At 37.0% G+C, this 16,737-nt stretch carries 18 protein-coding genes; all 18 read right to left on the reverse strand.

Annotated features, from left to right (window positions below):
• Positions 1-284 precede the first annotated feature (284 nt).
• The 18 genes from C1T21_RS10360 to C1T21_RS10450 all read right to left on the reverse strand — a co-directional run bounded on the left by C1T21_RS10360 (position 285) and on the right by C1T21_RS10450 (position 16,680).
• The gene (locus C1T21_RS10360; protein ID WP_103048167.1) at positions 285-569 is read right to left on the reverse strand and encodes a hypothetical protein; all 285 of its coding nucleotides are present in this window, start codon (positions 567-569) and stop codon (positions 285-287) included.
• Between the two features lie 19 nt (positions 570-588).
• Positions 589-1,848 carry a WXG100 family type VII secretion target gene (locus C1T21_RS10365; RefSeq protein WP_103048168.1) on the reverse strand — a complete coding sequence of 420 codons (1,260 nt, stop codon included), beginning with the start codon at positions 1,846-1,848 and terminating at the stop codon, positions 589-591.
• A gap of 70 nt (positions 1,849-1,918) precedes the next feature.
• Positions 1,919-2,155: a hypothetical protein gene (locus tag C1T21_RS10370; protein ID WP_103048169.1), complete on the reverse strand. Its 237-nt coding sequence runs from the start codon at positions 2,153-2,155 to the stop codon at positions 1,919-1,921.
• 317 nt (positions 2,156-2,472) lie between these two features.
• Positions 2,473-3,141: a hypothetical protein gene (locus C1T21_RS27930; RefSeq protein ID WP_258012417.1), complete on the reverse strand. Its 669-nt coding sequence runs from the start codon at positions 3,139-3,141 to the stop codon at positions 2,473-2,475.
• An 84-nt stretch (positions 3,142-3,225) separates the two neighbouring features.
• A complete protein-coding gene (locus tag C1T21_RS10380) occupies positions 3,226-3,861 on the reverse strand; it encodes a restriction endonuclease (protein WP_023987873.1) in 636 nt (211 codons plus the stop codon).
• Positions 3,862-4,913: 1,052 nt separating this feature from the next.
• Complete coding sequence (locus C1T21_RS27935) at positions 4,914-5,036, reverse strand: hypothetical protein (protein WP_258012418.1); 123 nt, start codon at positions 5,034-5,036, stop codon at positions 4,914-4,916.
• Between the two features lie 399 nt (positions 5,037-5,435).
• Positions 5,436-5,657 (reverse strand): hypothetical protein, encoded by a 222-nt coding sequence (locus C1T21_RS10390; RefSeq protein ID WP_103048170.1) that lies wholly within the window; start codon positions 5,655-5,657, stop codon positions 5,436-5,438.
• A 402-nt stretch (positions 5,658-6,059) separates the two neighbouring features.
• On the reverse strand, positions 6,060-6,389 hold the full coding sequence (locus tag C1T21_RS10395) for a hypothetical protein (RefSeq protein ID WP_028542915.1): 330 nt from the start codon (positions 6,387-6,389) through the stop codon (positions 6,060-6,062).
• 15 nt (positions 6,390-6,404) lie between these two features.
• Positions 6,405-7,532 (reverse strand): polymorphic toxin type 50 domain-containing protein, encoded by a 1,128-nt coding sequence (locus C1T21_RS10400; RefSeq protein ID WP_103048171.1) that lies wholly within the window; start codon positions 7,530-7,532, stop codon positions 6,405-6,407.
• 183 nt (positions 7,533-7,715) lie between these two features.
• Positions 7,716-8,261 (reverse strand): RNA 2'-phosphotransferase, encoded by a 546-nt coding sequence (locus C1T21_RS10405; protein WP_103048172.1) that lies wholly within the window; start codon positions 8,259-8,261, stop codon positions 7,716-7,718.
• Positions 8,262-8,666: 405 nt separating this feature from the next.
• Entirely contained in the window at positions 8,667-9,212 is a 546-nt protein-coding gene (locus C1T21_RS10415) for a hypothetical protein (protein ID WP_103048174.1), read from the reverse strand.
• A 379-nt stretch (positions 9,213-9,591) separates the two neighbouring features.
• A complete protein-coding gene (locus tag C1T21_RS10420; protein WP_103048175.1) occupies positions 9,592-10,965 on the reverse strand; it encodes a helix-turn-helix domain-containing protein in 1,374 nt (457 codons plus the stop codon).
• Positions 10,966-11,415: 450 nt separating this feature from the next.
• Positions 11,416-12,747: a helix-turn-helix domain-containing protein gene (locus tag C1T21_RS10425; protein WP_103048263.1), complete on the reverse strand. Its 1,332-nt coding sequence runs from the start codon at positions 12,745-12,747 to the stop codon at positions 11,416-11,418.
• Positions 12,748-12,969: 222 nt separating this feature from the next.
• Positions 12,970-13,425 (reverse strand): GNAT family N-acetyltransferase, encoded by a 456-nt coding sequence (locus C1T21_RS10430; protein ID WP_103048176.1) that lies wholly within the window; start codon positions 13,423-13,425, stop codon positions 12,970-12,972.
• A gap of 159 nt (positions 13,426-13,584) precedes the next feature.
• Positions 13,585-14,259: a VOC family protein gene (locus tag C1T21_RS10435; protein ID WP_103048177.1), complete on the reverse strand. Its 675-nt coding sequence runs from the start codon at positions 14,257-14,259 to the stop codon at positions 13,585-13,587.
• Positions 14,260-14,357: 98 nt separating this feature from the next.
• Positions 14,358-14,879, reverse strand: coding sequence for a hypothetical protein (locus C1T21_RS10440; protein WP_103048178.1), 522 nt, complete (start codon positions 14,877-14,879; stop codon positions 14,358-14,360).
• 237 nt (positions 14,880-15,116) lie between these two features.
• Positions 15,117-16,292, reverse strand: a complete 1,176-nt coding sequence (locus tag C1T21_RS10445) for an MFS transporter (protein WP_103048179.1) — start codon at positions 16,290-16,292, stop codon at positions 15,117-15,119.
• Positions 16,293-16,368: 76 nt separating this feature from the next.
• Positions 16,369-16,680 carry an ArsR/SmtB family transcription factor gene (locus C1T21_RS10450; protein WP_023987858.1) on the reverse strand — a complete coding sequence of 104 codons (312 nt, stop codon included), beginning with the start codon at positions 16,678-16,680 and terminating at the stop codon, positions 16,369-16,371.
• Positions 16,681-16,737 lie beyond the last annotated feature (57 nt).

The following is a 16,737-nucleotide window of genomic DNA, read 5'->3' on the forward strand; positions in this document are numbered from 1 at the left end:
CCTCTTTGTTCACCCGGGATATTTTATGCGGCATTTGCGGGTAAGTGTGGACACTCGTGGATACATTCAAAATATCCTGGTGAATAACTACGCTGGAGGGGCCTCTTAACTTTGGCAAAAATCAGTACAATTTCTTTTTCGCTTTTGCTGTTAATTTTTTTGTAGGCGTATGTTCTTTGTTTATATTTACAACACTATAAGTAAAGATAGGAGTATGCGATTCGCATACTCCACTTTTTCAGATGCCTTAATTTATTTTATGAAAATCGCAATACATTATAGATCTATAGTAATTGCACTACTTGTGTTCCCTTTTTTATATCTTTAATATTTTCTGATTCCTTTACACTAATACCAATGAGTGGAAGGTTAGCAATGGAAAAAGAAAGGCTAATATCCAATACGTCCAGTTCACATTTCGTCCCATCCACCTTATCTACTTGTATTTTTGAACCTACCAAACTTTTTAAATTCGTATGATCCTGCTTATCTAATCCAATATTTGTTCCAATTAAAATGATTCCTTTATTGGGTGTTTTAATAATATCGTCTAACTTCATAATCTCCAAAAGAACATCTCCATTCTAACTAACGTTCATGTATGAACAGTATATCTTTAACTTCCCTAATTTTGATACCTTCGTTTTTTAATCTAGTAATTCCATCTCTTAAAAGCATGATTCTTTCTATTTGAGTCAAATCAGGAGCAAATCTTGCAGCTCGGATACTTGCTTGAGCTTCGTCAAGTGCAAAGTTCCTAGTTATAACATTAAATTCATCATCCATAACTTGAAAGGATTTTCCGGCTAGTCCTGCTTCATAATGCCCGACAACTTCATGAGCTATTGTTCCATGACCAGTAATCCGGCTATTAGCTGCTAATTTACCTGTGGCATTAGAAGGAAGTACATCATTATTTATATTGAGAATCGTATCGAATAATAATCCTGTAGGAGAAGTATCATTAGGCCCCGCTACACGGATATTTTCTTCTGGCATTCCTATTTTTTTTGCATACTGAGTTAAAATCCCAATTTGTGCTTCAGTTAAAGGTACTTCATTACGCAGACCATTAGTATCTATAATTTTTCTTGTATTGTCTGCCCCTTCTATTATTTGGGTAGTTCCATCTTTTAACGGAGTATATTTTACAGACCCTGATAACCCAATTTTAGGCTTGATTACCGAACTAACTCCTCCAAACAATCCTACTGTACCGATCATATTAGCCCAGTGTTCCTTTGACCAGGCATTGTTTGGATTAAATGCCCCTTGAATCATACCTGTTACTCCAAATGTACCGAAATTGAGCATGTCATTCCATGAATTGTTTTGTTTAGCTGCCCGTTCCATGTACCCTTGGTACATTCCTTTTGGAATACCATATGACATATAATCTAGAAAGCTCCAGACTGAATCAAACTTTTTCTCATAGCGTACTGAGTTAGCGTCTACAAAATCCTGACCTAGTTCAGTTAAGCTATCTACTGATTTTTGGAACGCATTCCGTGTATCTGGAGCAGGAACAGCACATGAATTCGGTGGAGGTGGTAAACAACTTGCGTCAATGTTACCTGCTTCCATCAGATCTGCTAATCTGAATTTATCTGCATGGTGACGTAATTCCCTAGCAATAGAATCTGTCAAGGTAACAAAGTCATTCATATTCTTCTGAGAGGTTTGGAAGGAATAGTAAAAGTGCTCTTTAGTCAGTCCTTCCCACAATTGCCCCATAGATGAAATTTGTTGTACTAAATTACTATTCATTTGAGTTACCGTTTGCTGTGCTAACTCAAACTGTTTGGAGGCAGTCATAAGCTGCTCAGGTGTCACTTTAATTGTTGTCATAATATACCTCTGTTTGAGTTGGTTATGACATAGTAACATTATTCCGATTTATGGAAAACGAACTTAATTCCTAATTGTTATGTGAAGGATTAACCTTTCTACCTATGTCTAAAGACCTTATAGTTGTAACGACAACCATATCCTGCAATTCAGGAATAAGAGTGAGAAGTTTTTTGTAGTTATGTAACTGCTGCTTCGTGATGCCAAGTTCCTGAGCAATATCGGTCTGTTTTTTAGCATAGGGATTAAAATTATTTGACTCCCTGTCAGTATGCTGATTATTTCCATTTGTATATTGATTACTCAAATATAAAATGCACCCCCTATTTTTATTGGTTGAACTTGCTGGTTCTCTCCAATAACTGTTTTGGGAATGCATTCTTTGAACGTACTTTTAACCTGATTTGCGTTTAAGCTCCTCCATGTGTTGCGAAGATTTGAAATCCCTCATTATGGCTGTTCAGATAAATTGGATTATTCCTTTAATACCGCTATTTAACGTGTAGGTCATTGTGTGATGCTGGTTTTGATTCATATATGAAACTGCTCCTTTAATCTATCTTATAACGTTCATTATACTATAAATAGAAAACAAAAAAGACGTGGTTGCCCACGCCCTTACAATTAATTAATTTTAACGAATGTGTCAAAGAATTTCTGCCGATTGGATTTATCATAGATGTATGGATTTGAAAATTTATCGTTCCAAGTCCCATCTTTTATACTCAAGCTTTCAATTTTATATCCCAAGAATTTATTCAGGCTATTTCTATCCACATCAATTGAATATGTTTTCCCATCGAATGGCAAGATCATTGAGACAGCATTTAAATCGTGAAACTGGCGTAATAACCTAGCACTTTCACCAACTAATATTTTTTGAATTGCATTTTCTGTCCCAAGGTGATTACTGTAATCTTCGTCCTTCACCAAACTATCAGGCTTATCTTCTTTATAATCTGAATAACTGCCATAGTATAAAATCAAAACATTATTGTCTTTAATTGAAACACTCTTTATAAATGGGTTTCCAGTAGCGTAAGATATATATTCTCTAAACACTGTTTCATCTGCTGGTAATGTTGATAAAGGGTCTGCTGTTACCTTAGCATTTTTGGGGATATCTTCAGTTTTAGAAGTTACTTGCTTCACCTCAGTTTGAACTGGTTTAGTAGTATCAGGCTTATCTTTTTTACTGACCAAATCTACGATAAAAATAAAAGCAAATAAAACAAGTAATCGAACCCACAAGTTATTGTACCACTCACGCTTATCTACCTGAGAAATTTCCACATCATTTGCCCCTTTTGAGACAGGAATTTTAAAATTTCTTCGTTAAATATAAAATCATCGTTTTACTACGGGAGTATCCAGTATCTAGTTACCTGAAGCGATAAGCTTTTCAGCCTTGCGATCCTTTTTAATCACTTTACTGTTATTCCTATAATCATCCCATGAATCTAAACTCAAGTATGGCTCTGCTTCAATAATATCTTTTACCTTGCTGTGCTGTTGTTCTTTGAATAGCTCAATCATTTTAATTAAATCGTTGCGATCCAACAGCTTTACTCCATTATAACTGGCTAACTGTTCACACGAAGTTGTGTATTTGCTTGAAGTAATGACAATAGATTTCTTAGCTCTGTAAAATCGCATAGAACTATAAACTTCCTGAACTGCGCTCAAACCAACAGGATTGCTTATTGCATACCGTTTAGCCTGAATGACATTACGGTAGCCCTCTCTGTCCGTAAATACCAAATCTGTTCCAAAATCTCTACTGTCTTGTGTTTTATACGCATCACCATAGCCTAAACACTGGAACAGCCTGAACAGATACATTTCAAAGTCCTTGCCATCCTCCATACGGTCTATTTCGTTAATGCCAATTTTATAAGGGTCAATATTCTGCGTTACTTTATACGGTTCCTGAACTCTAGGCTTCTTAAATAAGCGTAGCAACACCAAAGCAATCAATACAACAACGACACACACTATCACAAATATAGACAACAATGTTCCTCCTTAGCTACTTTGGCTCTTTTTTCACACTATCTTATAATACAACAGATAGGTATAATTTCCCATATATTTTGAATAAGTATAGTAAATTGTTAACAAAGAAATGTCTATTGCTAGGCGAATAGCTTCATATCCATGGGGGATGACTCTTCTTGACTCCTGTATACGCATTCCTTCTTGTTTTGCCTTCCTATTTGTAACATTTGCTTCACATAGACATGCAAAGAGCCTAGACCAATTTTTTAAGCTTATATGTTGTACATTTTATTGAACGTCATTCCAGGTTTAGTGAATCACGAAGAAAAAAGAATAAAATTCCTGATTATAAGAAGTTTTCTTTTCCTTATACTTTTGAGAAACTGTCATAAGCCTTGATATGACTGGATTTAACGTAATGTTAATGTTAGACGCTGTGTACCTAGAGTTACAGGGGTTTTATCCATAGGGCTAACACCAAAGATTGAGTAATGATGATTACATCATTATTCCTTTTTCTTGATTAAAAACAATATAATTGACATAATATCAATAAACATCCTTACCAAAGATTTTTAAGATCGCTATATTTATAGACTTTTCCTACATTACTTTGAATGGCTTCATAGTACAAGAATTCTACTTTTCCAAAAACGTTATTGGAGGCTAACAAATGAGTAAATTCGAAAAAAATCTAATTAAGTATTTGTCTTACGGTTTTTTTGTAGGAATATACTATTCCTTTATTAAAGGGCCAACAACAACGAGTACTCCGATCAACGGTATGTTTGAATTTTATACGGTACCCACTTCTACTTTTATTTTCAGAACATTATCAACCTCGTTTCTACTAAGCCTCTTTGCTGGAGTGGTGTATACAATTACTTTTTTATGTATAAGAGGAAATAAGTAGATTTTACCTGAATAATTTCAAGGTTAAAGAAGCCGTCCAAGCAACGGCTTCTTTTCTTAATTAACGGTTCGAAGCAAATATTTATGAAAGCTTGTCCTGCTTGATTTTACGGCTTAAATAAAGGAGATTTTAAATCCCCTGAAGTAGCCGTATCTTAGACGCACCACACATGAGTAACCACGGAGTTGGAGATAGTTAGCAGCGTTGTTTTAGGCAGTTTGACTTCGACTCCAATAAATGTATGCTCACCCACTTGTACGGGTTCCAAGTGTATCATGGTTATTACATGCACCTCCTCTTTGTTCAGCCGGGATATTTTATGCGGCATTTGCGGGTAAGTGTGGACACTCGTGGATACGTTCAAAATATTAGGTGGTTTATGGGTTTAAATTAGAACGTGAACACCGAGAATACGAGATCAAAATCAAATTCATTCGAGGTGTTTCTTTATGAGTAAAAACTACGACACGCTTTTATTTTCTCCAATATCGGTAATATCTTTTAGATGGGCATTTTGTTCATCTGCTTGATTCCCTTATCCTAGCTCAACAACTTGTAATGTTTGATATTGGAGCATGTAAATATCATCCTCCTTTATTCAGATTGGCTAACTATTTAAAAAGGCCCACTCTCACTCTCGTATTTTTTGTTAAGGAGTAGGCTCAAATTGTACTTTTCAAATCTCTATGCTATCCCACAACTCTAAAACAGTCTTATCATCAATCTTCCCATTAACAAACAACTCTCTTGCTGATTTAAACGACTGCGAAAAACTGTCTCTTTCACGAGTAAGAAAGTCCCCTTCTTCATTCTGGCTAATCCAATAGCTATCATTTTTATAGGAGAACTGAAACTCTTCCCCCATTTCAAAACGTTCCACCAATTCATTGTATTCCAAAACAGTCCCTCCTAATTCTTGTTAACTCTTTTAAATGTCCCATCTTCTTTCCATTCAAAAACATGTTCATGAGGCCACTCTAGATGTTGCTTTGAATTTCCATGATTCGTGTAACCTACATCGCGTGTAGCGCAATTGTTTTAATTTTCTTAGGTGTAATGGCATCTTACTAATTTATAACGAATGTTAGAGCATAGGAGACTATATGCTTTGTCGTGCTTACAATTTATGTGGTACCCATACACAGCACCCAGACCACAAAAAGTCCTTTAAATGAGGCTTTATTTTTTCAGTCTATAAAAAACATAAATCCTCTCTAACCCATACTAACCAAAAGGGCTAGATGGATAATCCCATCTAGCCTCGATTGAGTGAAAAATACACAATTGAGGATTTCCAGAGTTATTCATATTTCCAAATAATAGATCCATCAGTAGATGTTATCATGCTGGGAGGATCGTTATGGAGAGAAATTTCAATAAAGGGGCTCTTTCCTTTTTGTAACCAATTATATATACTTCCTTCGTCGTTAATCGGCTTAGATACTATCTTTTTAACTTCAATAACCGCAGCATCATATTCAATGAATTCATTATCATCTTCATCTAAACCATTGTTTGTTTCATAAATGGTGTCCCTAGTACCAATAATCTTTAATCCACTTCCCCACTGAATAGTTAATTCTTCTTTCGGTACTGAAATAATGGCTTTAATCAAAGAATCATATCCCATATATTCCTCCTTGGTTTAAGGCGCTGCTGGTACAATATGTGCGCCATCTTTACTGTAATGAATAATTCCTTTTGTTGTTTCTTCGAACATACCAGTATCTCTATTATAGTATTTCCCGATAGGTTTTCCGAAATCAATCCTTTCTCGCCCTGCTTTAAACATAGCACCTTTTCCAGAATAACTATCAAGTAATTCTTGTGCGGTTTTGTTATCACCATAGAAAATACTCTTGTTCTTACCATTGGCTAAGTCTTGTTTGTAGTTGGGCGTCCCAACAATATGCTTCTCCTGATCTCCGTGTTTTACTTTTACAGGGTAACTGTCAACTTCACGATAAGGACCTGCTGGAACAGATTTTTTCCCATAAGAAGGTACACCTTCTCCTTTCGCCATCTGCCACAATTCCGCTGAGCTCTTCCCTATTCCGCTTGCACTTTTAACTGCGGTTGTACCTCCATGTGCCGCTAAAGCTGCTGAGCCAATCAATCCAGGTATTCCGATAATACTACCAACTCCCGTGGATGAAACAGCAACTGATAATCCTTCTCCACCTATTCCAGCTACTACCTCACCAGCCCCCTGCAATGTCGTAGCTACGTGACCGAGAATTTCACCTACTTTAGCTGCCATTGGATGATCATAGTCACGGTCTTTGTCAGGCAGCATCCCCAAGGTTAGATCTTCCTGAATAGCACCTTTCGCTCCCTGAGCAGTATCCCACAGAATTTCTCCTTGAAGCTTGCTAGCTTCCATCTGGGCTTCAGCCTTGGTGATCTCAGCTTGTCCAATCTGTTCAAAAATCTTATGTAACCAACCTTCACCGCTTGATGCGTTTTTAATAGGTACACCATTTCCCGGGACATCCAGTACGACTTTTTCTCCATCTACCTGTATGAAGTTTTTTGAAATAAAGATGAGTTCTTGTGCAACCGTAGAAAGTCGCTCAAGCGTCACACTCATGGATTGTCTAGAGACCTGAAATTCCTGAAAAAACCTCTCGCGGGTAGCTCCAGACCAACCTTGTTGGACAAAATCAATTCTTCCATTCAGTAAATTCAACATACGTTCCATTTCGTGTTTACCATGCAAGAACTGGTCAGCCACTTCCACTAGCTTGTCAGGTGGAACCAATATTCTCCCCATTTGATCACGTCCATTTTAATTTAGATGGAAATAATCTTATCAGAAGGAGATGTTTAGGGATATCCACCTGTTATCCTGAAATTTCCTTTTATATTATGTGACAAATGGACTGATATAAACGGATTTACTATGTCAAAAGTATTGTATAAATGCCTCTTTTTAATATAAACGAAAATATCAGTATTAAATTTTTTTCAAATATTGTGGGGGCACAAAATCGGCAAGCCAAACCCCATTATTAGCGATATAGAACTTTACATTATTAGCCAGCGATTTTACTGTATCGACTTCAAGAATGACTAATTCACCACGTCTCTTACCTGCCAATGTTGCAAATTCAAGTGTCTCAGATAGATGAACATACTTTCTCCCCATTGGTTTAATACCCTCGGTAATAATTTTATCAACTACTTTGCTATTTGTTCCGTGATAAAGAGCAGTTGGTGGAATGGATTCTTTGTAATCTAATCTTCCTGTACTGTGCCCGTAGTTCGCTCGTATGTATCCATTTACCATGTGGTATCGCTTCTTTGGACAATTAGTTACGACTTGATCAATTCCTGCTTCTCCTATATCCGACCATCTATTCTCTGATTTAATGGCTGAAATTAAGTCTTGCACGTGGCAATAACCTTCATGATCCAACTTAATTCCAAACTGTTCTGGTGTATGCCTAAGAATTTTACTCATAAATTTACTAAGGCTCTCTTCTTGTTTTGGTGATAACATCATATACTCCTTCTAATGTAATATTTGTTTTATCTATAGTAACCAATCTGATGATTCATAGCGTCTTGTGAAGTAAAGCACCAATCCCCCGATAAGGAAACATGTAGCTCCAATTAAAAAAAACCTTAGACTATATCTGCTATAAGCCTCCAATAATACTGCAACTCCCAGCCCACAAGGGAAATACCCGAAAATACCTCTTATCAAAGCCATGATAAAAAACTTACGATTCATAAATTTTTCTCCTCACTAATCGTACTTCATTATATAAAAACGAACAAATTTATTTCATCCATATATCCTCTTTGTCCCCATTCCACAGCAATCCAAAGTCTCCAACAATAACTTCCATTCTAAGCCTAAATTAAAAAGACAACAGGTGATACCTGCTGCCTCTACTCGCCATTATTCAGCTTCCGTCAACATTTTTAAAATGCCAGTAAATGAGCCGTCAATCGACATAATATCTCCATTAACTTGTTTGCTAAATTGAGACTCAGTAAGTTTATCTTTTCCTGCTGTGTGATTCTTAATGAATTTTATAAGGTCTGCTTTCTGATTTGCAATATCCTTTAATGCTTGTTCACTTTCTTTTTTGTAATTTTTAACTGTTTTATTTAGTTCCACTTTAGCCACGCTGAGCTGCTTCTTTAATTTATCGCAGTCAGCCTTGGATTGAGCTATTACCGCTTTACTAGACTTATTTTTCACTTCATTTTTATAACGTGCAGATGCTTGGTTTAATCTCTGAGTTAACTCACGAACTTCTGCCCCCAGAGCAACATTAAGTTTTTTTTGTGCAACTTTAATTTCTTTTACACGATCTTTGTAATTCTCAAAGTATATTTTTTCGATTTCACTTGTTGACATAGCTTTTGTAGCTTTTGCTGCTAATACTTGTGATGGAATTAAGATAGCAAACATTAATAGTAGTAGAATAGCTTTCTTCATATATATCTCCTTCTTTGGTAGTAGTGCAATTATCATAAGGGAAATGAAGGAAATAGGCAATATGTCTTGTTATTAAAATACTACTTTCCACATTATATAATCTTTCAATGATAATCTTCCAATGATCGAATAAGCATTTACAGATAAAAGTCCACGCTAAGTCACTTCTAGAAGCTTATTTATGTAGAGCAAAATAAACGATATGAAAAAGGCTAGACGGATCATTCCATCTAACCTCTTGATCATAGTTAATTTTCTAGGTCTATTGTGATCTTAAACTTGAGACTATTTTATTCCAACATTCCTCTATATTGTCCAGTTGGATCATAATTACTAATGCTACTGACATAAAACTGGATACTAGTAGGGTGGAATCAACTTACTCTTCCTCTTCATTAACCACTTTAATTAGATTTCCATAGACTGCCCTCGTATGAGCAGATGCATGTTCTTTAAAATGTGTAAACAACCTCATACATCTGATTGCTTGTATTCTATTATTAGCTTCAGCAGACTTTTCCAAACAGCTACACAAAAATGTGAAGCCTTCTGAAAACCTCCCCTTGCGCAAAAGATAGATCGCCAATTCCCTTGCGAAATGAGTGTATCGCTCCGTTGTGAATCGTTGAGTATACAATCCTTCAACTTTTTTCTGCTCCAGAAAGGAGATGATTTCTTCTTCGAATTGCTTTAAAATATTATCTACATCAAAATGGTATCGGTTAGCTGCCTCAATCATAATATCAAGTGCGGGAAGAATCTCATCTTTTCTTGAAGAAATATAAGCTACATAATCAGAAAGAACGCTCTTATCGCCAGAAAGAAGCTTATTAACATACGTGTTTACTACTGCCCAGTCTTCGTACTTTTTTCTCCATTTCAAAGCTTCTTCATCTGTATCAGTAACCCAACTTAAATCAGCGTATTTTTTAATGTGTTGAAGTCCCTTTTCATAGTCTTTCCTCTCACCACATGCTTGTGAACGAAGTAAATGCGAGAATGCCCAATACGCAAACAAAGGAAAATTAGGTTTCTTCGAATTGTCTTTGTGTACATGATGCCGCTGTTGTTGCAGTTTGTATTGAATTTTTGCCTTGTCTCCCATTGCTTTAGCGAATAGTTCTACTTTATCCCATTTTCGTAACGAGCGGTATGTATTCGCCAAGTCTTTTAAGGCATCTAACTGATCTACCTCATCTAATCGATCAACGTAAGGCTCAAATTGAATGGCTGCATCATAGTTTTTCTCTTGATCGTTTCCAACACGAATCGTAAACAATCGATACTGGCAAACCGCCAATCGTTCTGAATACTGATACTTTTCCCCTTCTGACACGTTTTCATAAAGGAACGCCGCTGCTCCAGTATTACCCTTTTTAAAAGAATCCTCGGCTACTTCAAAAAGTGAAGGAAGATAAACAGGATTATCTAGCAACATACCTACAACTCTTCGCAAGCAATCAAGTCGTCCTAGCTCCACGCAGCGGTACAAAAAAGGACTGATTCTTCGCCAGTTGAGCGGTTCTTCCTCAATACATTCATCAATATAACGTTCATAAAAATAATCCGGTGGTAAATCCATTCCCATAGTGATACGATCTAGCTGGTGAACAGAAATAGACCGGTTGCCCGTCACAATGCCACTAACTGTACCTACATTCAAATCAATCATGTGACCAAACTCGGTCATGGTTAAGCTTTTCCGTATCAGATAGGTTTGTACTTCTGCTCTAATCGTAGGTGTGATCTCCATAGATAAACCACCCTTTCAACGTAGACTCGGCATATGATACATAATTAAACCATGTAATGAGAAACAGTTAGTAAGAATTACTTTAGTCCATCATTGCCTTTTGGAACAAAGTCATATACCATTCAGTTGTTTACAACAGCATACATAACATTTTTGCACTTTTTACATATATTTCTCAAAAGAAGATTTCCTCATATTGCTTATATACAGCAAAACACGCAATAAAAAGGCTAGACGGATCATTCCATCTAACCTGTTTCATTACCCATTGAGTTTAACAATCTATACCATTTAATTTCTTTAAATACCAAACGTCTTTTTCCTGTTAGAAATAATTACATTTCACCATGCTGTGCAGGTTGATAGCTATGTTCAATGTCTTGATAGCCTGCTCGAGGAATTACTATTGTCAATAACATAAAACTCGTTACCAGTACGGTTAAAATTATTTTACGTTTCATCCTTTTCCACCTCATTAATCAAATTTCTGTATGCTACCTTTATCTCAGTTGATGCATACTCTCGATAAGACTCATACAGCCGCATACACTTAATTATATACGATTTATTATTGATTAATGTAGATTTTTCCAAACAACTTATTAAAAATTTAAAACCATCAGTAAATCTTCCTTTGGTCAAATAGTAGACTGATAATTCCTTCGAAAAATGCATAAAACGTTCTGTTATGAATCGTCTAGTATAAAAGCTTTCAACTTTCTGTTGCTCCAGAAAAGATGAAATGTCCTCATTAAATTGCTTTAAAATATCATCTACATCAATGTGGTATCTATTAGCCGAATCGACGATAATATCAAGTGCCGGAAGAATCTCATCTTTTCTTGATGATATATAAACTACATAATCAGATAGAACGTTTATCTCGCCTGCAAGAATCTTATTCAAATAGGTATTCCCCACAGCCCACTCTTCATACTGCCTCTTCCACTTCAAAGCAGTTTCATCCGTATCTTTCACCCAACTTAAATCGGCATAAGCATAAGTGTGCTGGAGTGCTTGCTCATAGTCTTTCCTCGCTTCACAAGCTTCTGCACGAAGTAAATGTGAGAATGCCCAATAAGCAAACAGAGGAAAACTTGGTTTCTTTGAATTTTCTTTTTTCACATGATGCCGCTGTTGTTCCAGTTTGTATTGAATTTTAGCTTTGTCTCCCAAAGCTTTAGCGAACAATTCTACTTTGTCCCATTTACGTAACGAACGATATGTATTCGCCAAATCTTTTAACGCTTCTAACTGATCTATCTCATCTAGTCGGTCAACATATATTTCAAATTGAACTGCCGCTTCATAGTTTTTCTCTTGATTGTCTCCTTGCCTCGTATGGAACAAGCGGTACTGACACATAGCGAGGCGTTCTGAGTATTGTTTTTTCTCACTTACAGCTACATTTTCATAAAGTATGGCTGCCGCTTGGTACATTTTTTCATGAAATAATTCTTCGGCAAGCTCAAATAATGATTCTGAATAGCCCAACTTATCCATTAATAGATTGACCACATCATGAATGCAGTCCAGTTTGTTCAATTTCGCACAATTATGTATAAAAGGACTCATTCGACGCCAATTCGGATTAGCCTCTGTTAAATACTCAGACACATACCGTTCGTAGTAATAGCCAACGGGATGCCCCATTGCTTTTGTAATTCGGTCTAGCTGATCCACTGAAAGAGTGCGGTTCCCATTAATAATACTGCTCATGGTACCCGGATTCATTTCTGCCTCTCTGGCAAGATCACTAAGTATTAAATCTTTATCTTTCATATGTTTTGTTATCTCTGTGAGTATCGTGGTTGTTGTGTTGTACAAAGTAACCACCCCTTATCAGGAACTTAGTAGGATATCAACTTATTAAAAAAGGACTATTGCAATCCAATGATTGTATAGCCTTTCCGCAATTTATTGTACCATCTTTTGGCACAATATCATATACCTTTCAGAACCTTACTTAAGATACCTTTGAAGGGCTTGCAAAGAATTTAAGCTCTATAAATCCTGAGACATACGAATCATATCTCTACACTGTATGCCATTCTCATAAATTTCTTCTAGATAGTTGTGTCTGACAAAGTAATCTAGATCTACACCAACAATTCTGAACCCACATTTTTGGTAGAGAGCTAACTGTCCAATGCTAGAGTTTCCTGTACCCATTTCCATCGTTTTATAACCTTGTGCCCTGGCTGTTTCAATTGCATGTGTTACTAATTGTCTGCCTATTCCTTTACCATGCATATCTTCTGATACTGCTATATTCACTAACTCAACTGTTTCAGGTCTTGTAGGTAAAAGAACATAGACTCCAACAATATGATGGTCAATCTCTGCTACAAAACACTGCCCTCTTTTTAAGTATTCCTCAACAAGTTGGTGCGAAGGATCAGCTAGTAACAAGAGCTCTATTGGATATTTTTCATTTGAATTAAGTAGTCTAATTTTCATATATTCTCTCCTGTATGTATTATGATCCCCGGATTTCCCCTTATCGTAAGCTTTATTCCAGAAATCCGGGGGTGGTGGCGATGGGAAGCACTATCCGTCTGCGCAGTAGCACTATATGAAACTTTTAAGTTCAGCTTATATATATTACGAAGCCCTAACTCAGTTTGATCTCAACTTATACAGACCATTATGAAGTGAAAGACTGGCAGAGCATGGAGCTTCAAACAAGACACTGGTGTTAAATACGGCTGGAAGCCTATCATCAGGAAACCAAAGCCGTTGCTTGTCTATGACTATAAATGATCCTTCTACATCCCCTAGCGGTGCGAATTTCTGTCCAGCCCCTCCCCATGAATCAAGTTGGAACGTTTCGGTGATTATCCTAGATACTTCGGGGACATCATCGACAGGAAGACCGATCTCGCTTATACGAAGTAGAGAGTTGGGTCCGAAAGCTTCAGTGACTGCGTTGTTGAGTGTATGGTGAGCGATGAACTCGACAAGGTTATGATCCGGATCATAGAAGTAAAGCGCTGTTGCATTCCAGTTTTCGAAAAAAAACTCATCTTCTTGAGGTCTTGAAATCAATGAAATTCCACGGTCGATGGCCCACTGTTTTGCTTCTATGAATTTATTCGTTGGAATCGTAAAGGCAATATGGTAAAACTCATTTTCCATGTGGGAGGATTCCTGAAAAGCAAGAACCGATTCCCCTACTTGAAACGACAACCGCGAAGAACCTTCCTCCACAACCTGCAAACCCAAGAGAGAGCCGTAAAAAGCTTTCATTGCTTCGAAACTGTGGGTGCCTAAGAGCACTTCTTTTAATTTCAATGCATTGATCCTCCCCATAAATAATATTGAAGCCCATTAGTCCGTCGTATCCAGATCAGCATTTTATCTCAGACTGTATGAGGTCATTACATTGGTTATTAATTATCCTTTAAATCGCTTAGAAGTTTGGCATTCACATCTAACGCCGCAAATTGAAGTAGTATATCCTGTTCATCCAGAGCTTTACTTTTCGCCATTTTGAGATAAAGCTTGGGCTGGTCCCGAAATGCTCTTGCACTCCCAATCGAGTATGCCTTCTTGAGATATTCATGAGCTAATACAGGCTTGCTCTGATGAAGAAGTGTTTCCGCCATCTGGATATAAGGTTCAGCATGTATAATCCGGTACCCTGCACCTTCCAAGTCTAAAATCTCCTCATTTAAAAGCTCTACTGACCGCTGAGTATGCCCGTTATAATTGAGAATTTGAACGTATTGATGCAAGGTTACACCTGTAATGCCCCATGTATGCTTAGGTTCAGGTATTAGATCCCAGGCCTTCTGTGCTTTTTCCTCAGCTAAGTTGCTATCTAATGGGAGTATATGAGCCGCTTCCTCTCCAAGAGCCCAAATCGCTTCTTCCAATTGAGCCTCCAGATCGTGATACATTCGAATATTCATCTATTCCTCCCAGTTAGATAATATAAATTCAATACATAGAGATGGCTACTCCTTCATTGCGATTAGCGAAAACGCTTAATTAAGGATATCACTCCCCAGATGAGCAACGCTAAGATCCCGATAACGATTACGAATGTCATTAAGATCGAAGTCCATACGAAATGCAATCAACATCACCCCATGCATCATTTTATGGTCATCTTCTTCTAGAGTATTCTTCTAATATCTCTCCATATTTTAACGCACGCTGGCTTCCGTTGCATTCGAATTGAACAATTTTATTTTTATAATCATAGATAAAAACGCTAGCAGTGCAAACATCATTCCGCTCCAGATGAGCTGGTGTATTCCCAAGTGAGAGATAAACCACCCGCCTATAGCAGCTCCCATCGTAATACCTAGATTAGAAAATGAGACAAACAGGCTATTACCAAACTCTGGAGCTTCTTTCGCTTCAGTGGTTAACCATGTTTGACTAATAATAAGCCCCCCGGAATGCACGGCCCCCCAAATGAGCACAACCACAATCATCGGTAGGAAAGAAGCCCCCAGAGCATAAGTGAATACGTAAATGACCATATATAGCAATGGGAACATGATGACGGTCTTGGTCAGATTTTTATGTAATAATCCTCCAAATAAAAAGTTTCCAAAAATCATGACGATTCCAAAGACCATCAACATCATACTGATCCATGACCCGTTCATAAGAGTTACTTCTCCAAGATATTCGGCAAAGTAGCTATACACCGAAAACATAGCTGCAAAGATAAAAATAACAGTCACAATGTTGAACCACAATTGAGGTTTACGTAATATACCAAGCTGTTTGCCATAAGACATCTTTTCCTGAACGGGCAGGGAAGGAAGCCATACGAGTATTCCTACAAATGCAATCATGCTTACGACAGCACCAAATAAGAAAGCAGCTTCTAACGATATCTTTTCAGCAAGATAGGAAGTCAAAGGCACGCCAAACGCAAATCCTACTGTAATTCCAGCGAAAACCTTTGTGACCGCTTTACTACTCTTTTCACGGGGGACAAGATGAGATGCAGTCACGAGGGCGACCGAAAAAAAGACAGGATGAAAAATAGCAGGAAGAACACGAAAAATGAGCATGACCTCAAAATGAGTGGTATAGGCATAGACTATATTGGAGATGACAAAACTGAATACAGCGGTTAATAGAATGACTTTACGATTCATGCCGGAAACGAGTAAGGTCAAGAACGGACCTGAAATGGCAACAACTAAAGAAAAAATACTGACGAGCCAACCAGCCTGGGCAGCTGATACATTGAATTTTTGAGTTACTTGGGGGAGAACACCTATAATCCCCATCTCCGTTGTAATAATGCTGAATACGCCTAAAGCCAGAATGATAATAAGTAACTGGTTAACCTTTTTCATTTTAAGTATAAGCCTCCAATTTAATTATATATACAGATTTGTAGATATGTAATGTGAAAAAAAACCTCCTTTCTGTTTATAGTTCCTTTTGAACGTACTCGGCAAATTCCCGGATTGTTTTTTCATTCCGACGATAGTACGTCCACTTCCCAATACGCTCAGACTCTAACAAACCGGATTTTTGCATCGTTAATAAATAACTTGAAATCACAGACTGCGCAAGTCCTGCTTTAGCCTGAATATCTCCCACACATACACCAATTTGAAAATTAAGCCCTTGTTTTAGATAAGCTTGTTCATCAAAAAACTCTTCTGGTTTTTTTAACCACAACATAATTAGACGACGAGTTTCGTTTGACAATGCTTTATAAATCAATGACGGTTCCATATAAAACATTATATCTATTTTATTAGATTTGTAAATATAAAGTCCAATGATTACGTT

Origin of the sequence: Paenibacillus sp. F4 (assembly GCF_002894905.1) — a bacterium.
Classification (GTDB): Bacteria; Bacillota; Bacilli; order Paenibacillales; family Paenibacillaceae; genus Paenibacillus; species Paenibacillus polymyxa_B.